Raw genomic sequence first — 21,887 nt, 5'->3', positions numbered from 1 at the left:
GGATGTATCAGAGGGTGGTTCTGGGCTGTTGCGCCTTGTGGGGCGCTTCGGCTCTGGCGCAGAGCTGCCAACCCAATCTGTTGGCCAACCCCGGCTTTGAGCAGGGGCTCGGCGGCTGGCGAGCGCAGGGCGCGCAGGCCGACGGCGATACGCACAGCGGCAATGGCAGTTTGCGCTATGACAATGCAGATGCCGCGCAGTACCGCACCTTCAACCAGGCGCTGCAGGTTGCGCCCGGACAGACGATCGATTTTGGCGTCTGGCTCAAAACCCGCGGCGTACGCGGGCAAAGCCGCGACGGCGGCGCCGGGGTTTATCTGCAGAGCTTTGATGCGCAGGGGCGCTTTCTGGAGGGCAGCTATCCGGCTGGGGTGACCGGCGACAGCGGCTGGCGGCAGGTGAACGCCAGCTATACCGTGCCGCCGCAGGCGGCGCGAATCACGTTTGGCGTTTATCTGCGCAAGGGGAGCACCGGTACCGCCTGGTTTGACGACGCCTATGCGTGTGCTCGAGCGCCTACGCCCGCGTTGTATCAGCTCGGCGCGTCGGCACAGGGGAAGGTCGACACGCTGGTCGTCACTTCGCAGCCGCAGCGTTTGCAAGTCGACAGCGAATTGCTCAATGCCGAGGGGCAGGTTGTTCACCGTAGCCGCGACCGTTATCAGGTTGAAGGGCAGCGCCGTATCGAATACCAACCGCCGACCGGCCTGGCCCAGGGCGAATACCGCCTGCGTCAGCAGGTCACCGGGCAGCAATCCCGGCCGGCACCGGACAGCGAGCTGTCTTTTCGCGTCGGGCAGCCTGCGGCCAAAGTGGCGATCGACAGCGAAGGCTTTACCCTGCGCGACGGTCAACGGCTTTTCCCGTTGGGTATTTACGCCAACGTGGCGACCGATGAGCATTTGGCGCGCATCGCATCGGCGGGATTCAACACGGTGCTGAATTATGATTATGGGGAGAAGAAAGACCCTTACGCCTTTTTCCGCAACGCACGCCAGCGCGGGCTGCTGGTCATTTACTCCGTCAAAGATCAGTACCGCGGCAGCCGTTTCGCTCCGGCCGTGCGCGGCGGCGATTATGCGGCGATGACGGCCTGGTACGTGCAGCGCTTGCGCTCTCAGCCCAACCTGCTCGCCTGGTACATCAACGATGAGCTGGGGCCGGAATATCTCGATAAGATCGAGGAAAAAAACCTGCAAATAAAGCGGCTTGACGGCGATCATCCTACCTTCCAGGTGTTGAACAAAACCGGGGAGTTGGACGCTCACTTCAACAGCAGCGACATTTTGGCGACCGACCCTTACCCGGTGGGGAACGATCGCGATCTGACGCGCACCACGCGTTATACCGAACTGACGGTGCAGGCCGCCCGCCAGGCGCGCGGGGCCTGGGTGGTGATGCAAATCATGGATCATGCCGCTTATGACGCCCGCCGCAAGCCACATCCGCCGTCAGAGGCGGAAATCCGCAATCAGGCCTGGCAGGCGCTGATCGGCGGCGCCAAGGGGCTGTTGTTTTATTCTTATACCGATCTGTTTTACAAGCGCAAAACCGGCCGCTTCGACCAACGGGAGTTTGACGCCACCTGGCGCGTTGTGGCCGCCGTGTCGCAGCAAATCGCCGCCTTCACCCCTTATCTGCTGACGGGAAAATCGACGCCGCTGGCGGGAAGCAACCCTCAAATGCCGGCGCGGATGTTTGTTCTGGGCGATCGCGCCTTGCTGCTGGTAGCCAACCCTTACTATCGAGAGGAAAGCACCCGATTGCGCCTTCCGGCGGGCTGGCGGCAGCGGGAAGGGGGGGCGGAGATCCAGCTGGCGTTGCCCGCCGTGGGCACCGCGACGCTGTGGCTCCAACGCTGAAAGCGTCGAGTTAGCGTTACGCGGGAGGTTTCTCCCGCGTCCTACCCCCAAATACCCCATCTTGCCTCCCGCCCGTCAGCCTCTGTCTTCCACTCCTGATTTATTCATTTAAATTCAACATATTAATCTCGTTTATCGCACCTATACTTTGGTGGTATTTCTCACCCGGTGCGTGTATCGCCTCCCGCTTTCTCTTGATCGCAATCAATTTGCCGCCGATTGGCCGTCAGTAGGCTGGCGGCAGATTGAGCATGTCTTCTTATAACGACAAGAGCCTTCAGGAGCATTCCGGATGAGCAAATTTTTAGACCGTTTCCGCTATTTCAAGCAGTTGGCGGAGCCTTTTTCTGGCGATCACGGCCAGACCTTGAACACCAACCGCGACTGGGAAGACGGCTACCGCAGCCGTTGGCAGCACGACAAAGTGGTGCGTTCCACCCACGGCGTGAACTGCACCGGTTCCTGCAGTTGGAAGATCTACGTGAAGAATGGCCTGGTGACCTGGGAAACCCAGCAAACCGACTACCCGCGCACCCGCCCCGATCTGCCCAACCATGAACCGCGCGGCTGCCCGCGCGGCGCCAGCTACTCCTGGTACCTGTACAGCGCCAACCGGCTGAAATACCCGCTGATGCGCAAGCGTCTGCTCAAGCTGTGGCGCGAGGCGAAAGCGCAGCACAGCGATCCGGTCGCGGCCTGGGGCTCTATCGTCGGCGATGCGGAAAAAGCCAAAAGCTACAAGGTGGCGCGCGGCCGCGGCGGTTTCGTCCGCTCCAGCTGGCAGGAGGTCAATGAACTGATCGCCGCCGCCAACGTCTATACCGCCAAAACCTTCGGCCCGGACCGTATCATCGGCTTCTCGCCAATCCCGGCGATGTCGATGGTGTCCTACGCCGCCGGCGCCCGCTACCTGTCGCTGATCGGCGGCGCCTGCCTGAGCTTCTACGACTGGTATTGCGATCTGCCGCCGGCCTCGCCGATGACCTGGGGCGAGCAGACCGACGTGCCGGAATCCGCCGACTGGTACAACTCCTCCTACATTATCGCCTGGGGCTCCAACGTGCCGCAGACGCGCACCCCGGACGCCCACTTCTTTACCGAAGTGCGTTACAAGGGCACCAAAACCGTGGCGGTGACGCCGGACTATGCCGAAGTCGCCAAGCTGTGCGACCACTGGCTGAATCCGAAGCAGGGCACCGACAGCGCGATGGCGCTGGCGATGGGCCACGTAATGCTGAAAGAGTTCCATCTCGATCGCGAAGTCGGCTACTTCCGCGACTACGTGCGCCGCTATACCGACATGCCGATGCTGGTGCTGCTGGAAGCGCGTGAAGGCGGCCATTACGCCGCTGGCCGCCTGCTGCGCGCCGCCGATCTGGTGGACGGGCTGGGCCAGGAAAACAACCCCGAGTGGAAAACCGTCGCTATCGACAGCCGCAGCGGCGATCTGGTGGCGCCGCAGGGCTCCATCGGCTTCCGCTGGGGCGAGAAGGGCAAGTGGAACCTGGAACAGCGCGAGGGCAAGTCGCAACAGGAAGTCGAGCTGCAGCTCAGCCTGTTGGGCATGCATGACGACGTTGCCGAGGTGGGCTTCCCGTACTTCGGCGGCGCCGACAGCGAGCATTTCAACAGCGTGGCGCTGGACGAGATCCTGCTGCACAAACTGCCGGTGAAACGCCTGCAGCTGGCGGACGGCAGCGAAGCGCTGGTGACCAGCGTGTACGACCTGACGCTTGCCAACTACGGCCTCGAGCGCGGGTTGGGTGACGCCAACTGCGCCGCCGACTATGACGAGGTCAAGGCCTACAGCCCGGCCTGGGCCGAACAGATCACCGGCGTGTCGCGCCACAACATCATCCGCATTGCCCGCGAGTTCGCGGAAAACGCCGAAAAGACCCACGGCCGTTCGATGATCATCGTCGGCGCCGGCGTCAACCACTGGTATCACATGGACATGACCTACCGCGGCCTGATCAATATGCTGATCTTCTGCGGTTGCGTCGGCCAGAGCGGCGGCGGTTGGGCGCACTACGTCGGCCAGGAAAAACTGCGGCCGCAAACCGGCTGGCTGCCGCTGGCGTTCGGCCTCGACTGGCAGCGTCCGCCGCGCCACATGAACAGCACCTCGTTCTTCTACAACCATTCCAGCCAATGGCGCTATGAAACCGTCGGCACCGACGAGCTGCTGTCGCCGCTGGCGGACAAATCGCGCTTCGGCGGCAGCCTGATCGACTTCAACGTGCGCGCCGAGCGCATGGGCTGGCTGCCGTCGGCGCCGCAGCTGAGCACCAACCCGCTGCGCCTGGCGGAGCAGGCCCGCGCGGCCGGTCAGTCGCCGGTCGAGTTCACCGTCGACAGCCTGAAAAATGGCTCGCTGGGCTTCGCCGCCGAGCAGCCGGACAATCCGCAGAACTTCCCGCGCAACCTGTTCGTCTGGCGCTCCAACCTGTTGGGCTCCTCCGGCAAGGGCCATGAGTACATGCTCAAATACCTGTTGGGCACCGAAAACGGCATTCAGGGGAAAGATCTCGGCCAGCAGGGCGGCGTGATGCCGCAGGAAGTGGAATGGCGCGAGCAGGGCGGCGAAGGCAAGCTGGATCTGGTGGTGACGCTCGATTTCCGCATGTCGAGCACCTGCCTGTACTCCGACGTGGTGTTGCCGACCGCCACCTGGTATGAAAAAGACGACATGAACACCTCCGACATGCACCCGTTCATCCATCCGCTGTCGGCGGCGGTCGATCCGGCCTGGGATTCGAAGAGCGACTGGGAGATCTACAAGGGCATCGCCAAGGCCTTCTCCGAGGTGTGCGTTGGCCATCTGGGCCAGGAAACCGACGTGGTGACCCTGCCTATCCAGCACGATTCCGCCGCCGAACTGGCGCAGCCTTACGGCGTGCAGGACTGGAAGAAAGGCGAATGCGATCTGATCCCCGGCAAAACTGCGCCGCACATCATCGCGGTGGAACGCGATTACCCGGCCACCTACGAGCGCTTCACCTCGCTGGGGCCGCTGCTGGACAAACTGGGCAACGGCGGCAAGGGCATCAGCTGGAACACCCAAACCGAGGTCGACTTCCTCAAGCAGCTTAACTACGTCAAGGCCGACGGCCCGGCGGCGGGGCGGCCGAAGATCGAGAGCGCGATAGACGCGGCGGAAGTGATCCTGTCGCTGGCGCCGGAAACCAACGGCCAGGTGGCGGTAAAAGCCTGGGAGGCTCTGAGCAACGTCACCGGCCGCGATCACCGCCATCTGGCGCTGAACAAGGAAGACGAGAAAATTCGCTTCCGCGACATTCAGGCGCAGCCGCGCAAAATCATCTCCAGCCCGACCTGGTCCGGTCTGGAAGACGAACACGTTTCCTACAACGCCTGCTACACCAACGTGCACGAGCTGATCCCGTGGCGCACCCTTAGCGGCCGTCAACAGCTGTATCAGGATCACGAGTGGATGCGTGCCTTCGGTGAAAGCCTGCTGGTATACCGGCCGCCGATCGACACCCGCGCCGCGCAGCCGTTGCTCAACAGCAAACCGAACGGCAACAAGGAGAAGGCGCTGAACTTCCTGACGCCGCACCAGAAGTGGGGCATTCACTCCACCTACAGCGACAACCTGTTGATGCTGACGCTGTCGCGCGGCGGCCCGATCGTCTGGCTGAGCGAAGACGACGCCAAAGATCTGGGCATCGCGGACAACGACTGGATCGAGGCCTTTAACGCCAACGGCGCGCTGACGGCGCGCGCGGTGGTCAGCCAACGTATCCCGGCCGGCATGACCATGATGTACCACGCGCAGGAGCGCATCGTGAACCTGCCGGGCTCGGAGATCACCAGCCAGCGTGGCGGCATCCACAACTCGGTGACCCGCGCCTGTCCGAAGCCGACCCACATGATCGGCGGCTATGCGCAGCTGGCCTACGGCTTCAACTACTACGGCACCGTCGGCTCCAACCGCGACGAGTTCGTGGTGGTGCGCAAGATGAACCGCATTGATTGGTTGGATGACGAAGGCAACGACTACGCGCAGGGCAGTCAGCAGGAGAACAGCAAATGAAAATTCGTTCGCAAGTCGGCATGGTGCTGAATCTGGACAAGTGCATCGGTTGCCACACCTGTTCGGTCACCTGCAAAAACGTCTGGACCAGCCGTGAAGGTATGGAATACGCCTGGTTCAATAACGTGGAAAGCAAGCCCGGCGTCGGGTATCCGCACGCCTGGGAAGATCAGGAAAAATGGAAGGGCGGCTGGATACGTAAAATCAACGGCAAGCTGGAGCCGCGTATGGGCAACCGTGTCGGCGTGCTGGCGAAAATCTTCGCCAACCCGGACGTGCCGGCGCTGGACGACTACTACGAGCCGTTCGATTACGACTACCAGCATCTGCACACCGCCAAACAGGGCAAGCACCAGCCGGTGGCCCGCCCGCGCTCGCTGATCACCGGCCAGCGCATGAACAAGATCGAAAGCGGCCCGAACTGGGAGGAGATCCTCGGCGGGGAGTTCGAAAAACGCTCGCAGGACAAGAATTTCGACAACCTGCAGAAGGCGATGTACGGCCAGTTCGAAAACACCTTCATGATGTACCTGCCGCGCCTGTGCGAGCACTGCCTCAACCCGGCCTGCGTCGCCACCTGCCCGAGCGGGGCGATCTACAAGCGCGGCGAAGACGGTATTGTGCTGATCGACCAGGACAAGTGCCGCGGCTGGCGCATGTGCCTGACCGGCTGTCCGTACAAGAAAATCTACTTCAACTGGAAGAGCGGCAAGTCCGAGAAGTGCATCTTCTGCTACCCGCGCATCGAAGCTGGGCAGCCGACGGTGTGTTCGGAGACCTGCGTGGGCCGCATTCGCTACCTCGGCGTGCTGCTGTACGACGCCGACCGCATCGAGCAGGCGGCGGCGGTGGAGAACGACAAGGATCTGTATCAGAGCCAGCTCGACATCTTCCTCGATCCGCATGACCCGAAGGTGATTGCTCAGGCGCTGGCGGACGGCGTGCCGCAGGGGGTCATTGAAGCTGCCCAGCAGTCGCCGGTGTACAAAATGGCGATGGACTGGAAGCTGGCGCTGCCGCTGCACCCGGAATACCGCACGCTGCCGATGGTCTGGTACGTGCCGCCGTTGTCGCCGATTCAGTCCGCCGCCGACGCCGGCGAGCTGGCGCACAGCGGCGTGCTGCCGGACGTCGAGAGCCTGCGCATTCCGGTGCAGTATCTGGCGAACCTGCTGACCGCCGGCGATACCGAACCGGTGCTGCTGGCGCTGAAGCGCATGCTGGCGATGCGCCACTACAAGCGGGCGGAAACCGTCGACGGCGTGGTGGACACCAGCGCGCTGGAGCAGGTCGGGTTGAGCGAAGCGCAGGCGCAGGAGATGTATCGCTACCTGGCGATCGCCAACTATGAAGATCGCTTCGTGGTGCCGTCGAGCCACCGCGAGCTGGCGCGCGAAGCCTTCCCGGAAAGCAAAGGCTGCGGTTTCAGCTTCGGCGACGGCTGCCACGGCAGCGACGGCAAGTTCAACCTGTTCAACAGCCGCCGCATCGACGCCATCGACGTGACCGCGAAAACCGCGCGGCCGGAGGACGCCTCATGATCAGCCTGAAAGTGATCGCCCGCCTGCTGGATTACCCGGAGCAGGTCCTGTTTGACCATCAGCAGGCGCTGATTGAGGCGCTGGAGCCGGCCAGCGAGCTGGATCTGCACCACAGCGCGCAGCTGATTCTGTTTATCCGCCGCCTGTGCGCCCGTCCGCTGCTGGACGCGCAGGCCGACTATTGCGAGCTGTTCGATCGCGGCCGCGCCACCTCGCTGCTGCTGTTTGAGCACGTGCACGGCGAGTCGCGCGATCGCGGCCAGGCGATGGTCGATCTGATGGCGCAGTACCGCGCCGCCGGGCTGGAGATCGACAGCCGCGAGCTGCCGGATTTCCTGCCGCTGTACCTGGAGTATCTGGCCAGCCGCAGCGCGGCGCAGGCGCGGGAAGGGCTGCAGGACATCGCGCCGATCCTGGCGCTGCTGGGCGCGCGCCTGCAACAGCGCGAAAGCCCGTATGCGGTGCTGTTCGATCTGCTGCTATTGCTGTCCGGCAGCGAGGTGCAGGCCCAGACGCTGGAAACCCAGGTGGCGCAAGAGGCGCGCGACGATACGCCGCAGGCGCTGGATGCGGTGTGGGAAGAGGAGCAGGTCAAGTTTCTCGGCGAACAGGGCTGCGCCTCCGCCCAGCAGACGGCGCACCAGCGGCGCTTCGCCGGCGCGGTGGCGCCACAGTATCTGGACCTGACGGATGCGTTAACCGGAACCAAAGGACGCTAATCATGCAATTTTTGAATCAGTTCTTCTTCGATATTTACCCTTATCTGGCCGGCGCGGTATTCCTGATCGGCAGCTGGTTGCGTTACGACTACGGGCAATACAGCTGGCGCGCCGGCTCCAGCCAGATGCTGGATAAAAAGGGCATGCGGCTGGCGTCCAACCTGTTTCACATCGGCATTATCGGCATCTTCGCGGGCCATTTCCTCGGCATGCTGACGCCACACTGGATGTATGAGGCTTTCCTGCCGATCGACGTGAAGCAGAAGCTGGCGATGATCGCCGGCGGCGCCTGCGGCCTGATGACGCTAATCGGCGGTGCGCTGTTGCTGAAGCGCCGGTTGACCAATCCGCGGGTGCGCGCCACCAGCAGCTTCGCCGACATCATAATCCTGACGTTGCTGGTGGTGCAGGTGTGCCTCGGCCTGCTGACCATTCCGTTCTCCGCCCAGCATATGGACGGCAGCGAAATGATGAAGCTGGTGGCCTGGGCGCAGGCGGTGGTGACGTTCCACGCCGGCGCCTCTGCGCACCTGGAAGGGGTGGCGATTATCTTCAAACTGCACATGGTGCTGGGCATGACGCTGTTCGTGCTGTTCCCGTTCTGCCGCCTGGTGCATATCTGGAGTGCGCCGGTAGAGTATCTGACCCGCCGTTACCAGCTGGTGCGCAACCGCCGCTGAGCCTGACCCCGCCGCCGCCGCCGATCGCCAGCGGCGGCGCTATTCCGATAATTCCCCCGCCGTCTGCCCATTCTCGCCGCCTTGTCGTAAACTTACTATCTCAGTCATGTTACGCTTATGCTTGCGCCGACGGACGTCGGCCCGTGGTAGCCGATAACAAGAGATAGCGCCTTGATGAAAGGCCTTTTGGGACATAAAAACCGGGGATGATCCGCATGGCCTTCGCGCCGCGCGGGAGAATCGCTTTATGGATAGTCAGGTTAATCAATAACAATAATGACCACACAATGTCGCTCACCCGAGCTGTTGCCTCTGAAAATCATCGCCACCGGGGCCGCGTTGCCGCCCAACCGCGTGGCCTCCTCTACGCTCGATGCCCGCCTGGGGAAACCGGCCGGCTACGTTGAAAAGCGCTCGGGCATCGTTTACCGCTATCACGCCGACGACGACGCCAGCCAGGCCGAGCTCGCCGCCGCCGCACTGCAAGACGCGCTGGCCCGCAGCACTATTCCGGCCGCTTCGATTGACCTGCTGATCTCCGCCTCGGCGATAGCGGTACAGGCGCTGCCGTGCTCTGCCGCGCATATTCTCAAGATCGCCGGATTGGCGCCGGGTACGCCGGGCTTCGACATCAACAGCAGCTGCGTCAGCTTTATCTCTGCGCTGCAGGTGGCGGCGGGGCTGTTGAACGCCGGGACGTATCGGCGTATCGCCATCGTCTCGGCGGATCTCGCTTCGCGCGGCATCGACTGGCAGCACGAAGAGTCGTCGCTGATTTTCGGCGACGGCGCCGCCTGCGCCATCGTGGAGCGCGGCGACGGCACCGGCGGCATCCTCGCCAGCCTGGTGGAAACCTATCCCGCCGGCAGCGAACTGTGCGAGATCCGCGCCGGCGGCACGCGCCGCAACCCGCGCGCCGGCATGTGCGAGCAAGACTTCCTGTTTCATATGCAGGGCAAACCGCTGTTCCGTCAGGCGTCGGCGCTGATTGAGGACTACCTCGACCGGCTGCTGAGCGCCAGCGGCTTGACCCTGGCGCAGATCGCCACCGTGGTGCCGCACCAGGCCAGCCATTTGTCGCTCGAACATATGCGCAAACGGCTGCACGTCTCCAGCGAGGCGCTGGTGGACATCTACCGCCATCACGGCAACCAGGTGGCGGCCTCTATCCCGACCGCGCTGCATGCCGCCGTGACCAGCGGGCGCTTCAACCCCGGCCAGCCGGTGATGCTGATCGGCACCGCCGCCGGGCTGGCGCTGGCCGGCATGGTGTTGCTGCCATGAGGGTGCTGGTGACCGGGGCGACCAGCGGGCTGGGGCGCAACGCGGCGCAGTGGTTGCTGGAGGCCGGGCATCAGGTGCGCGCCACCGGCCGCGATGAGCGGGCCGGCGAAGCGTTGCGGCAGATGGGCGCTGAATTTTACTCGCGCGATCTGGCGCAGGCCACGCCGCAGCAGTGCCGGGAGCTGGTGACCGACTGCGAGTGGGTATGGCACTGTGCGGCCAAGTCTTCGCCCTGGGGCAGCAAAGCGGAATTTCACCGCATCAACGCCGCGGCGACGGAGAAACTGGCGGAGGCGGCCGGGCGCTGCGGCGTGCGGCGCTTCGTGCATATCTCCACGCCGGCAATCTACTTCGATTTTCAGCCGCATTACGATCTTGATGAGGGTTATCGCGCCCGGCGCTTCGCCAATCACTATGCCGCCAGCAAGCACGCCGCCGAGCAGCGGTTGTTGGCGCAGGCGAAAATCTACCCGCAAACCACCTATATTATGCTGCGGCCGCGCGGCCTGTTTGGCCCGCACGATCGGGTGATCGTGCCGCGGCTGTTGCAGCAGCTCGAACGCGATCGCGGCGTGCTGCGGCTGCCCGGCGGCGGGCAAGCGCTGCTGGATCTGACCTTTGCTCCCAACGTGGTGCACGCCATGGAGCTGGCCAGCCGGCAGCGCGGATTGCCGTCCGGCGCCGTGTATAACATCACCAACCACCAACCGCAGCGGCTGGCGGAGATGCTGGATGCACTGCTGCGCCAGGAGCTGGGGCTGCGTTACCGGCTGCAGGCCGTGCCTTACCCGCTGCTGCAGGCGCTGGCCGGCGGCATGGAGCTGTGGGCAACGCTGAGCGGCAAGGAACCGCTGCTGACGCGCTACAGCGTGGCGGCGGTGCATTTTGACATGACCCTGAGCCAGACCCGCGCGATCGAAGAGCTGGGCTATCGGCCGCGTTACTCGATGGAAGAGGGGATCCGCCTGACCGGCGAGTGGCTGCGGCAGCAAGGAGGCATACAGCATGGCTAAGGTCACCGTATTTGAAGTGGGCTATTGCACGCATATCGGCTGCATGGCGCTGCGCGGCGCCGGGTTCCGGGTGTGTAAATTCCCGGCGCGCGCCTATCTGCTGGAGGTGGGAGAGCGCCGCTGGCTGTGGGATACCGGCTATGCGCATTATTTTCAGCAGCACACGCAGTCGGGGCTGTTCAGCCTTTACCGCCGCATGACGCCGGTCTATTTCGATCCCGCCGAGTCGTTGGCGCATCAGCTGCGCGAAGCCGGTTACGCCGAAGGCGACATCCAGGCGCTGATCGTCTCGCACTTTCACGCGGATCACATCGCCGGGCTGCAGGATTTCAGCCGCCTCGATTTTATTTGCTGCGGCGAAGGCTGGCAGCAAACCCGCGGGCTGCGCGGTTTCGCGGCGCTCAAGCGCGCCTTTATTCCCGGCCTGATCCCGGCGGATTTCGAGAGCCGCCTGCAGTTTATGGAGTCTTTTCCCTCGGTGGCGTTGCCCGCACTGCTGGCGCCGTTCGATCGCGGTTACGCGCTGCCGGGCAGTGAAGGACAAATCGTGCTGGTGCCGCTGCCGGGGCATGCGGCCGGCCATATCGGCGCCTTTATCCTCACCGACGCCGGCTGGACGCTGTTGGCCAGCGACGCCGCCTGGTCGCCGCAGAGCTACCAGACGCTGCGCGGACCCTCACGCCTGGCCAATCTGGTGATGGACGATGCGGCGGCGTACACCCGCACGCTGGAGCGGCTTAACCAACTGTGGGCGGGCGGCCAGGTCAACATTTTGCTGTGCCACGAGGGGGACCTGTGATCCCCTTCATGACCCTTTGGCACTACTTCCGCGCCCGGCGCCTGCGCTTTGGCGATCGTGCGGCGCTGGAGGCGCATCAGGCCCGGCAGCTCGCGGGCTTTGCCCGCCGGGTGCTGAGCAAGAGCCCCTATTTTCAGTGTTTCAGCCGCCGGCCGTTCGCCGAATGGCCGCAGATGGACAAGGCGCTGATGATGGCGCAGTTCGACCGGATGAATACCGCCGGGCTGAGCCGGGAGGCGGTGCTGGCCTGCGCGCAGCGCAGCGAGGCGGATCGCGATTTCACGCCAAAGATCGGGCGCTACAGCGTCGGGTTGTCGTCCGGCACCTCTGGGCAGCGCGGCGTGTTTGTCGTCAGCCCGCGCGAACAGCAGGTGTGGGCCGGCGGCATGCTGGCGAAGATGCTGCCGGACGGGCTGCTGGCCGGTGAGCGTGTCGCGCTGTTTCTGCGGGCGGACAATAATCTCTATCACAGCGTAAACAACCGTTGGCTGAGCCTGGCGTTTTACGATTTGCTGGCGCCGTTCAGCGAGCATCTGCCCGCGCTGGAACGGCAGGCGCCCAGCATCATCGTGGCGCCGGCGCAGGTGCTGCGCGCCCTGGCGCTGGCGGTGCTGGCCGGGCAGGTGAAGCTGCCGGTCAAAAAAGTGATTTCGGTCGCCGAGGTATTGGAAGAACAGGATCGCCGCCTGCTGATGCAGGTGTTTCCGGCGGTCGGCGAAGTGTATCAGGCCACCGAGGGGTTCCTGGCCGCGACCTGCGCGCACGGCACCCTGCATCTGAACGAAGAGTTTTTGCATATCGAACCGCAGTGGATCGACGAACTGCGTTTCACGCCGCTGATCACTGATTTCACCCGCAGCACGCAGCCGATCGTGCGTTATCGGCTGGACGATGTGCTGGTGCTGCGCAAGGAACCCTGCCCGTGCGGGCAGCCGACGCGGGCGATTGCGCGTATCGAAGGGCGGCGCGACGATCAGCTGATGCTGCCCGATGCGCAGCGGCAACCGCAGGCGGTGTTCGCCGATGCCTGCAGCCGGACGATCGCCAATGCGCTGCCGCTGACCAGCGATTACCGCCTGATCCAGCGCGGCGAGCACCGGCTGGAGTTGATCGCCGATTGCAGCCCGGCGGCGTTGGCGCACTGCCAGGCGCAGCTGATCGCGCTGTTCGCTCGCCAGGGCATCGCCACCGATCGGCTCGAATGGCGGTTGACGGCGCAGGCGGTGCTGCCGCAGTTCGATCGCAAGCGGCGGCGCATCGTGCGCCAGGCGGAGGAAGCATGAAAAATACGCTGTTCAGGCTAGGGCACATGTTGCTCGGCTGGGGGACGGTCGGGGTGGTGTATAGCCTGACCGATCGCCTGCAGGGGACGGGAACTTTGTTGCCGCCGTCGGCGCTTGATCGGGCGATCCCGTTCAGCCCGGCGGCCATTTGGCTTTACCTGTCGTTCTTCCTCATCGTCCCGGCGGGCTATTTGCTGGCGCCGCTGCAGCGAATCAAATGGCTGACGCTGGCGATGCAGCTGACGGCGCTGGGCGCCGGGGCAGTTTACCTGCTGTGGCCGACCACCATGGCCTATCCGCGGAACGATGGCGTTGGGATCAGCGCGCAGCTGCTGGCGGCGTTAACCCAGGTGGATTCGCCGCAGAACTGCCTGCCTTCGTTGCATATGGCGCTGACGGTGCTGGCGGTGTGGGCGTTGAGCGACGGCGAGCGCAAAGTGCGGACGGCGCTGTGGATGCTGTGGGGCGTGGCGATCGCGTTCTCCATTCTGCAGCTGCGCCGCCATTTGTTTGTCGATCTGGCCGGCGGCGCGCTGCTGGCGCTGTGCGCCGGGTGGTTGGCCCTGCGCATCAAGACCCTGCGCCGGCGGGTGGTTAAAGGAGAAATGGGATGAGCGATCTGGCGTTGCCGATAGTGTTCATGCTGTTCATCGTGGTGGCCGAGGCGGTGGCGCTGCAGTGGGGGCGCCGTGAGCCGGTCAACTGGCACGATCTGGTGTTTAACCTGAACTCCGGCCATATCATGCTGTGGCTGTTCCGCGGGCTGGAGATCACCTGCTACGGCTACGTGGCCGCGCATTTCAGTCTGGGGCTGCTGGACGCCTGGCCGCCGCTGCTGATGTGGCTGTTCGCCCTGCTGGCGTGGGACTTCGGTTTCTACTGGCTGCACCGTCTGCATCACCGCTTCCGCGTGCTGTGGGCGGTACACGTGGTGCACCACCAGGGGGAGCACTTCAACCTGTCGCTGGGGGTGCGCAACTCCTGGTATTCGTCGTTGACATCGATCCCGTTCTTTTTGCTGCTGGCGCTGGCGGGCGTGCCGCTGTCGGTGTTCGTCACGGTGTCGATTTTTCACTACAGCATTCAGCTGTTCAACCACAATGCGCTGACGCCGAAGCTGGGCGTGCTGGAAAAAATCCTGGTCACGCCGGCGCACCACCGGGTGCACCACGTCAAGGACATGGCGTATTCCAATAAGAACTTCGGCGGCAGCTTTATCTTCTGGGACAAGCTGTTCGGCACGTTCTGCCCGGCGTTGCCGACCACACCGTTCAGCTACGGCGTCAGCGGCGATCGGCCGTCCGCCAACCCGTTCTGGGCGAGCAATCTGCCGTTTCTGCGCTATTTGCGCCTGGCATGGCGCCCGGCGCCGGGCCGGCCGCGCGACCGCCGTTCGGCGCTCAGCGTCTTCAGCGGCGCCATGCTGCTGTTCTCGTTGGTGGTCGGTTACGTCTACCAATACGGTTACGGCTACGGCGACATCAGCTGGCCGCAAATGGCGCTGCTGGTGCTGCTGGCGTTGGGCTCGGTAGCGCTGGGTGGCATGACGGAAGGGCGGCCGTGGGCGAGCGCCGTCTGGCTGCTGATCGCGCTGGGTATGCCGCTGCTGTTTATCGGCTATCTTGGCTGGCCGCAGCGCTATTGGCATATCGCCATGGCCGCCGTGGCGCTGCATGCCCTGTGCGTGGCGCTGGGCTGGGGGCGAGTGGCCGCGCCGGCCGCCGTGGAGGAACCGCATGGCTGACTTATTGCCGCCGCTGCGTTTTCCCGCCGATGGCGAGCAGGCGTTTCACCGCGATCTCAAGCGCGCGGCGCACGCCTGCCTGGCGGGCGATCATCGCTATGCCGATGCCGCGCGATTGGCCAAGGCCGCACTGTTGCTGGCGCTGTGCGTCGGGTTTTATGCCCTGAGCCTGCTGCAGCATCAGCCCTGGGCGTTTTTCCTCTGCTATTTCCTGTTCGTGGCCATGGGCATGCTGCTCAACGTCAACGTCAACCACGATGCTTCGCATAACGCCTTCTTGCGCGCGCCCTGGGCCAATCGCCTGGTGGGGCGGCTGGTGACGCTGCCGCTGGGCGTCGATCCGGACTATTGGCGCACGCGGCACGTGGATTACCACCACGTTTACGCCAACGTCGAACACTACGATCTGGACACCGAAGAGAACGGCTTTTTCCGCCAGACGCCGTTCCAGCGCTGGCGGCCGCATATGCGCTATCAGCATCTGTACTGGCCGCTGATCGCCGCGCTCTCGCTGCCCTACATCGCGTGGATTTTCGATTGGTCCGATCGGCTCGATAAAACGCCGCTGCGGGAAAAACGCGTGCTGGCGGGGCGCGGCGGTTGGACGCTGTTCGTGCTGTGCAAATTGCTTCATGTGGCGCTGGTGCTGGTGGTGCCGCTGATCCTGTGCCACCTGCACGGCATCGGTTGGGGCTGGGTGCTGTTGGCTTACGCGCTCAGCCAGATGTTTGCCTCGCTGCTGGTGGTGTTCCTGCTGCTGGGCACCCACTGGGCGCAGGCCGAGTTTTACCCGGCGCCGGCGGGCGACAGCATGCCGCACGGTTGGTACCGGCACAATTTCGCCACCGCCTGCGACTGGCAGCCCGAGCCGCGCGGGCTGGAGCACCTGACCGGCGGGCTGAACTATCACCTGACCCACCACCTGTTTCCCGGCTGGAATCACCGCCACTATCCGGCGCTGGCCGCCGCGCTGGCGGAAGTGGCGCAGCGGCACGGCATGGCATATCGCTGCATCGGCTATCGCGAACTGCTGGCGCAGCAACAGCGCTTCTTGCGCCTTATGGGGCAGCCATGAAAGCGCTGCGTCCGTTAGCCTATCGGCGCGACGACGGCGGCCTGCATCGCGCGCTGATGCAGGCCGCCCAGCATTATCTGGCGGCCAACGGCGATCACCGCTTCGCCGACGGCGGCATGCTGGCAAAGGTGGCGCTGCTGCTGGCGCTGTGCGGCCTGTGTTACGGGCTGAGCCTGCAGCAGCAAAACGGCTGGGCGTTTTTCGCTTGCTACTTCGGTTTTATCTTTATCGGCATGTTCCTGACGGTGAACGTGGTGCACGATGCCTCGCATAACGCGTTTTTCCGTCGGCCCTGGGCCAACCGCTGGCTGAACGCCCTGGTGAGCGTCCCGTTGGGGCTGGATCCCGACTGTTGGCGCGTGCGGCACGTGCTGTTCCACCATGCCCATAACAATATCGAACATTACGACCCCGACATCGACGCCAACGGCGTGCTGCGGCAAACGCCGTTCCAGCGCTGGCGGCCCTTTATGCGCGCCCAGCGTTACTATTGGCCGCTGGTGGCGGCGCTGACGTTCCCGTACTACATCTGGCTGTTCGACTGGCTGGATCGGGCGGGACGCACCCGGGTGGCGGCGCGCATGGCACAGCAGGGCGTGCGCGGCTGGTGCGAGTTTCTGGCGGGCAAGGCGGCGCACCTGCTGCTGGCGCTGGCGATCCCGTGCTGGCTGCTGCCGCCGGCCATCGGCATCGGGCAAATTCTGCTGGTCTATTTGCTGAGCCAGATGCTTTCTTCATTGCTGTTCGTGATGTTGATCATCGGCACCCACTGGGCCAAGGCCAATTTTTACCAGGCGCCGGCGCAGGGTGCGATGCCGCACGGCTGGTATCACCATGTGTTCGCCACGACCTTCGACTGGCTGACCCGGCCGCGTTGGCTGGGATACTGGCTCGGCGGGGCGAACCTGCATTTGACGCATCATCTGTTCCCGCACTGGAGCCACCGCCATTACCCGGCGCTGAGCCGCATCATCGGCGAGGTAGCGCCGCGTTTCGGCATCGACTACCGCCTGCTGGAGCTGGGGGAGCTGTTGCGCCTGCAGCAGCGCTTCCTCAGCGCGATGGGGCGCAAACCACATTAGCGTTGCATGCGGATTGTGCGAGGCGTTACGCAGTTCACTAATTGAACGATAGTTGCCCTTCCAGTAGACTTTCCTCCTGTGAATCAACGTCCACAGGAGGTGGACTATGCGCAGCTTGCCGATTCGGTTATCGAACAAAATTGATGATGATCTGAACGATATTGCCCGGCGTCATGGGATGGAAAAAACCGAGGTAATCAAAATGGCGTTTGCACTGATTACCCTTGCCGATAAGTACTGGATGAAACAGGATGGTACTTCTCTTGGCATTGTACGGGAGAAGGGTGAACAGCTTGAAGCGGTGGGCCGGGTCGTGGAGATCTTCCCATGAACATCGAAAGCCGTAATCTGCGCGATGAGGCCAGCCAGGTTTATCTGGAACAGGTGTTGGTCTTCGACGAAATGGAGTGGCTGCGCTTGGCGCGCCAGGTATTGTGCGGGATATTCGCGGTCAGCGTGGGCGTATTCGCCGCCCACGCGTACTGGGACAAAAATGAAGCGCTCGGACAAACGTTCGAACTGGTGAAGATCGGCGCCTTGCCGCTGGTCACGCTGGTGGTTTCCTTCTACTTTCCCACCAGCGCGGCCAGATAAGGCGCCGCGTCAATGCGACTTCATGCCCGCCGCGGTCATCAGCAGGCGGAACAGCGAGGCGACCACGAACAGCCCCAGCACGCTGGCGCTCCAGATGATCACCAGCCAGCCGATGCGTTTCCACCAGGGCGCCGGCGCGGCGGTTGCCGTTTTATCTTGCATAGCGTCCTCCCTTCTCAGTGATAGCCGTGTTCATGGCTGATCTTGCCGCGGAACACGTAGTAGCTCCAGAAGGTGTAGACCAGAATGATCGGGATGATGAACAGCGCGCCCACCAGCATAAAGCCGAGGCTCTGCGGCGGGGCGGCGGCGTCCCAAAGGCTGATGGCCGGCGGGATCAGGTGCGGCCAGATGCTGATGCCAAGCCCGCTCAGGCCGAGGAACACCAGCAGCAGCGTCAGCATGAACGGCGAGTAGTGCGCGCCGCGTTTCACCCCGCGTTGAATTCCCCAGGCGCTGAGCAGCACCAGCACCGGCACCGGCAGCAGCCAGAACAAATTCGGCAGCGTAAACCAGCGGGCGGCGATTTCCGGATGCGCGATCGGCGTCCAGATACTGACCGCGGCCAGCACCAGCAACAGGATCGCCAGCAGCGGCGTCGCCAGATGATACATGCGCGCCTGCAGGTCACCGGCGGTTTTCATCACCAGCCAGGTGCAGCCTAGCAGGGCGTAGGTCACCACCAGTCCCAGCCCGCAGAACAGCGCGAACGGCGTCAGCCAGTCCAGTGCGCCGCCGGCGTAGGTGCGGCCTTCGACCGGGAAGCCGTTGATCACGGCGCCCACCACCACCCCCTGGCTGAAGGTGGCGAAGATTGAGCCCCAGATGAACGCCTTGTCCCAGATATGGCGTTTCTCCGGCGTCGCCTTGAAGCGAAACTCGAAGGCCACGCCGCGGAAAATCAGCCCGATCAGCATCAGCGTCAGCGGGATCGCCAGCGCGTCGAGGATCACCGAGTAGGCCAGCGGGAAAGCGCCGAACAGCGCCGCACCGCCCAGCACCAGCCAGGTCTCATTGCCGTCCCACACCGGGGCGACGGTGTTCATCATCAGATCGCGGTCGCCGCTCTCTTTCACCCACGGAAACAGGATGCCGATGCCCAGGTCGAAACCGTCCATCACCACGTACATCATGGTGCTGAACACGATGATCACAAACCAAATCAGCGGAAGATCGATGCCCATGTTCAGCTCCTGTCGTCCAGAGTGTCGTTGACCGCGGACAGCGGACGCGCCGGCCGGCCCTCGGTATTGTCTTCTTGGTGTTCATGCGGCTGCGGCCCTTTGCGGATCAGGCGCATCATGTAGGAATAGCCCACGCCGAACACCGAGCAGTAGACGATGATGAACGCCAGCAGGCTGATGCTCATGTGCAGATCGCCGTGCGCGGAGACCGCGTCCTTGGTGCGCAGCAGGCCGTACACCACCCACGGCTGGCGGCCGATCTCGGTGGTGAACCAGCCCGCCAGCAGCGCCAGCAGCCCGGAAGGGCCCATCCACAGGATGAAGTACAGGAACGGACGCGACTGATACAGCCCGCCGCGCCAGCGCAGCCACAGGCTCCACACCCCGGCCAGGATCATCAGCATGCCCAGCCCGACCATGATGCGGAACGACCAGAACACCACGGTGGAGTTGGGGCGATCTTCCGGCGGGAAGGATTTGAGCGCCGGCACCTGTTCGGTCAGGCTGTGGGTCAGGATCAGGCTGCCGAGGTACGGTACTTCCAGCTTGAAGCGGGTCTCTTCGCGCTCCATGTCCGGCCAGCCGACCAGGATCAGCGGCGTGGCTTCGCCCGGCGGGTTTTCCCAATGGCCTTCGATGGCGGCGATCTTCGCCGGCTGGTGTTTCAGCGTATTCAGGCCATGCGCATCGCCGATCAGCGCCTGCACCGGCGCGACGATCAGCGCCATCCACATCGCCATCGACAGCATTTTGCGCATCGCCGGGGTATCGCGGCCGCGCAGCAGATGCCAGGCGGCGGAGGCGCCGACGAAGAACGCCGAGGAGAGGAAGGCGGCGGTGGACATGTGCAGCAGGCGGTACGGGAAGGACGGGTTGAAGATCACCTTCAGCCAGTCGACCGGTACCACCTGGCCGTTGATGATTTCATGCCCCTGTGGCGTCTGCATCCAGCTGTTGGAAGCCAGGATCCAGAAGGTGGAGATCAGCGTGCCGAGCGCCACCATGCAGGTGGCGAAGAAGTGCAGGCCGGGGCCGACGCGGTTCCAGCCGAACAGCATTACGCCGAGGAAACCGGCTTCGAGGAAGAAGGCGGTCAGCACTTCATAGGTCAGCAGCGGCCCGGTAATGCTGCCGGCGAACTCGGAGAAGAAGCTCCAGTTGGTGCCGAACTGATAGGCCATCACCAGCCCGGACACCACGCCCATGCCGAAGTTGACGGCGAAAATCTTTGACCAGAAATGGTAAAGCTCACGGTAGGCTTCATTGTGCGTTTTCAACCATAATCCTTCCAGCACCGCCAGATAGCTGGCTAAACCGATGGTGATGGCGGGGAAGATGATATGGAAAGACACGGTGAAGGCGAACTGTATTCTGGCGAGTTCCAGTGCATCAAGACCCAGCATGGCGCCTCCTAGGGTTGAACATAAATTAACCTCTTGAGTATAGCTGTCATTTTTATGTGAAATACTTGGCGTTAAGTTAAGCACGGAGTACAGTGACTATAATAGTGACAGTTATTTTACTTTTTCATATAACAGTTAATGGTTATGACCCGATACGAGCAGCTTGCGCAGCAGATTAGAGAGCAGATCCAGAACCGGGTGTGGCGGGCGGGCGACAAGCTGCCTTCGCTGCGCGAGAGCGGCAAACGCGCCGGATTGAGCCTGATGACGGTGGTGCAGTCTTACCAACTGCTGGAGAGCCAGGGGTGGATCGTCGCCCGGCCGCAGTCGGGCTACTACGTGGCGGCGCGCCCGCAGCCGCTGCCCCAGCCTTCGCGCGGCGAGAAGCTGTTGCTGAGCGAGCAGGTGGACATCAACGCCTTTATTTTCGACGTGCTGCAGGCCTGCAAGGATCCGGATATCGTTCCTTTCGGTTCGGCCTTTCCCGACGCCACGCTGTTCGCCCAGCCGAAGCTGGCGCGCGCGCTGAGCAGCGTGGCGCGCAAGTTCACGCCGCACAGTTCGCTGGCCAACCTGCCGCCGGGCAACGACGCGCTGCGGCGGCACATCGCCCAACGCTATGCGCTGAGCGGCATGCAGGTCGCGCCGGACGAAATCGTCATCACCGCCGGGGCGATGGAGTCGCTCAGCCTCAGCCTGCAGGCGGTGACCCAACCGGGCGACTATGTGGCGATCGAATCGCCGGCGTTTTACGGCGCGCTGCAGGCGCTGGAACGGCTGCGGTTAAAGGCGGTGGCGATCGCTACGCATCCGCAGGACGGCATCGATCTGGACGCGCTGCAGCAGGCGGTGGACCAGTATCCGATCAAAGCCTGCTGGTTGATGACCCATTTCCAGAACCCGCAGGGCGCCACCCTGCCGGAGGCCAACAAGCAACGGCTGGTGACGCTGCTGCGCGAACGGCAGATCTCGCTGATTGAAGACGACGTCTACGGCGAACTGTACTTCAGCGCGGAACGGCCGCTGCCGGCCAAGGCGCTCGACAGCGGCGGCCAGATCCTGCACTGCTCGTCGTTTTCCAAATGCCTGGCGCCGGGCTTTCGCGTCGGCTGGGTGGCGGCGGGGCGTTATGCGCAGCAGATCCAGCGTTTGCAGCTGATGAGCACCGTTTCTACCAGCGTGCCGACCCAGATGGCGCTGGCGGATTATCTGCTGCACGGCGGCTACGATACCCATCTGCGGCGGCTGCGGCGCCTGCTGGCCCAGCGCCAAAGCGCGATGCGTCAGGCGATCGCCCACCATTTCCCGCCGACGGTGAAGGTCAGCCAGCCCGACGGCGGCTACTTCCTGTGGCTGGAGCTGGATCCGGCGCTGTCGTCGATGGAACTGTACCGGCGGGCCCTTTCCCGGGGCATTAGCATCGCGCCGGGGCGCATGTTTACCACCGGCGACCATTTCAACCACTGCTTCCGTCTCAACGCCTCTTTTGAATGGAACGACCGCTTTGAAGAGGCGATCAAAACCTTAGCCAAACTTATCCGGGGGCTGGCGGCGGCAGGCTGAACGGCAC

The 21,887-nt window shown here is 63.6% G+C and carries 19 protein-coding genes; 16 read left to right on the top strand and 3 right to left on the bottom strand.

The window, feature by feature from the left end; all coding sequences use genetic code 11:
- The first annotated feature begins 2 nt into the window (after positions 1–2).
- The 15 genes from SSARUM_RS13980 to SSARUM_RS13910 all read left to right on the top strand — a co-directional run bounded on the left by SSARUM_RS13980 (position 3) and on the right by SSARUM_RS13910 (position 17,730).
- On the top strand, positions 3–1,862 hold the full coding sequence (locus SSARUM_RS13980; RefSeq protein ID WP_053088906.1) for a carbohydrate binding domain-containing protein: 1,860 nt from the start codon (positions 3–5) through the stop codon (positions 1,860–1,862).
- Between the two features lie 292 nt (positions 1,863–2,154).
- Positions 2,155–5,916 carry a nitrate reductase subunit alpha gene (locus SSARUM_RS13975; RefSeq protein WP_041035556.1) on the top strand — a complete coding sequence of 1,254 codons (3,762 nt, stop codon included), beginning with the start codon at positions 2,155–2,157 and terminating at the stop codon, positions 5,914–5,916.
- Entirely contained in the window at positions 5,913–7,457 is a 1,545-nt protein-coding gene (gene narH, locus SSARUM_RS13970; protein WP_033634924.1) for a nitrate reductase subunit beta, read from the top strand. Before SSARUM_RS13975 ends, narH begins: the two co-directional genes overlap by 4 nt.
- Positions 7,454–8,176 carry a nitrate reductase molybdenum cofactor assembly chaperone gene (gene narJ, locus SSARUM_RS13965; protein WP_033647718.1) on the top strand — a complete coding sequence of 241 codons (723 nt, stop codon included), beginning with the start codon at positions 7,454–7,456 and terminating at the stop codon, positions 8,174–8,176. Before narH ends, narJ begins: the two co-directional genes overlap by 4 nt.
- 2 nt (positions 8,177–8,178) lie before the next feature.
- Positions 8,179–8,856, top strand: a complete 678-nt coding sequence (gene narI / locus SSARUM_RS13960) for a respiratory nitrate reductase subunit gamma (protein WP_060430205.1) — start codon at positions 8,179–8,181, stop codon at positions 8,854–8,856.
- Between the two features lie 276 nt (positions 8,857–9,132).
- A complete protein-coding gene (locus SSARUM_RS13955; RefSeq protein WP_041035554.1) occupies positions 9,133–10,140 on the top strand; it encodes a 3-oxoacyl-[acyl-carrier-protein] synthase III C-terminal domain-containing protein in 1,008 nt (335 codons plus the stop codon).
- Positions 10,137–11,153 carry an NAD-dependent epimerase/dehydratase family protein gene (locus SSARUM_RS13950; protein WP_049212717.1) on the top strand — a complete coding sequence of 339 codons (1,017 nt, stop codon included), beginning with the start codon at positions 10,137–10,139 and terminating at the stop codon, positions 11,151–11,153. Before SSARUM_RS13955 ends, SSARUM_RS13950 begins: the two co-directional genes overlap by 4 nt.
- Complete coding sequence (locus tag SSARUM_RS13945) at positions 11,146–11,952, top strand: MBL fold metallo-hydrolase (protein ID WP_049212719.1); 807 nt, start codon at positions 11,146–11,148, stop codon at positions 11,950–11,952. Before SSARUM_RS13950 ends, SSARUM_RS13945 begins: the two co-directional genes overlap by 8 nt.
- Positions 11,949–13,235, top strand: a complete 1,287-nt coding sequence (locus tag SSARUM_RS13940) for a F390 synthetase-related protein (RefSeq protein ID WP_060430203.1) — start codon at positions 11,949–11,951, stop codon at positions 13,233–13,235. Before SSARUM_RS13945 ends, SSARUM_RS13940 begins: the two co-directional genes overlap by 4 nt.
- Positions 13,232–13,849, top strand: coding sequence for a phosphatase PAP2 family protein (locus SSARUM_RS13935; RefSeq protein WP_033647711.1), 618 nt, complete (start codon positions 13,232–13,234; stop codon positions 13,847–13,849). The genes SSARUM_RS13940 and SSARUM_RS13935 overlap by 4 nt, the downstream gene beginning before the upstream one ends.
- Entirely contained in the window at positions 13,846–14,979 is a 1,134-nt protein-coding gene (locus SSARUM_RS13930; RefSeq protein ID WP_033634917.1) for a sterol desaturase family protein, read from the top strand. The genes SSARUM_RS13935 and SSARUM_RS13930 overlap by 4 nt, the downstream gene beginning before the upstream one ends.
- On the top strand, positions 14,972–16,054 hold the full coding sequence (locus tag SSARUM_RS13925; RefSeq protein WP_060430201.1) for a fatty acid desaturase family protein: 1,083 nt from the start codon (positions 14,972–14,974) through the stop codon (positions 16,052–16,054). The genes SSARUM_RS13930 and SSARUM_RS13925 overlap by 8 nt, the downstream gene beginning before the upstream one ends.
- Positions 16,051–17,136, top strand: coding sequence for an acyl-CoA desaturase (locus SSARUM_RS13920; protein ID WP_060430198.1), 1,086 nt, complete (start codon positions 16,051–16,053; stop codon positions 17,134–17,136). Before SSARUM_RS13925 ends, SSARUM_RS13920 begins: the two co-directional genes overlap by 4 nt.
- Before the next feature lie 106 nt (positions 17,137–17,242).
- Complete coding sequence (locus SSARUM_RS13915) at positions 17,243–17,467, top strand: hypothetical protein (RefSeq protein WP_025303190.1); 225 nt, start codon at positions 17,243–17,245, stop codon at positions 17,465–17,467.
- On the top strand, positions 17,464–17,730 hold the full coding sequence (locus SSARUM_RS13910; RefSeq protein WP_060427944.1) for a hypothetical protein: 267 nt from the start codon (positions 17,464–17,466) through the stop codon (positions 17,728–17,730). The genes SSARUM_RS13915 and SSARUM_RS13910 overlap by 4 nt, the downstream gene beginning before the upstream one ends.
- Before the next feature lie 9 nt (positions 17,731–17,739).
- Here the strand turns inward: SSARUM_RS13910 and SSARUM_RS13905 are convergent, their stop codons facing one another.
- The 3 genes from SSARUM_RS13905 to SSARUM_RS13895 are packed head-to-tail and all read right to left on the bottom strand — an operon-like array spanning position 17,740 to position 20,317.
- A complete protein-coding gene (locus SSARUM_RS13905; protein ID WP_071605360.1) occupies positions 17,740–17,892 on the bottom strand; it encodes a DUF2474 domain-containing protein in 153 nt (50 codons plus the stop codon).
- A gap of 14 nt (positions 17,893–17,906) precedes the next feature.
- Positions 17,907–18,914, bottom strand: coding sequence for a cytochrome d ubiquinol oxidase subunit II (gene cydB / locus SSARUM_RS13900; protein ID WP_033634913.1), 1,008 nt, complete (start codon positions 18,912–18,914; stop codon positions 17,907–17,909).
- Positions 18,915–18,916: 2 nt separating this feature from the next.
- Entirely contained in the window at positions 18,917–20,317 is a 1,401-nt protein-coding gene (locus SSARUM_RS13895; RefSeq protein WP_033647706.1) for a cytochrome ubiquinol oxidase subunit I, read from the bottom strand.
- 144 nt (positions 20,318–20,461) lie between these two features.
- Between SSARUM_RS13895 and SSARUM_RS13890 the strand changes: the two genes are divergently transcribed.
- Entirely contained in the window at positions 20,462–21,880 is a 1,419-nt protein-coding gene (locus tag SSARUM_RS13890) for an aminotransferase-like domain-containing protein (protein WP_033647705.1), read from the top strand.
- The last annotated feature ends 7 nt before the right edge of the window (positions 21,881–21,887 follow it).

The organism is Serratia sarumanii (assembly GCF_029962605.1).
GTDB lineage: Bacteria > Pseudomonadota > Gammaproteobacteria > Enterobacterales > Enterobacteriaceae > Serratia > Serratia sarumanii.
Note: the sequence above shows the minus strand (reverse complement) of the source record. Positions and strands in the feature narration are given on the sequence as shown.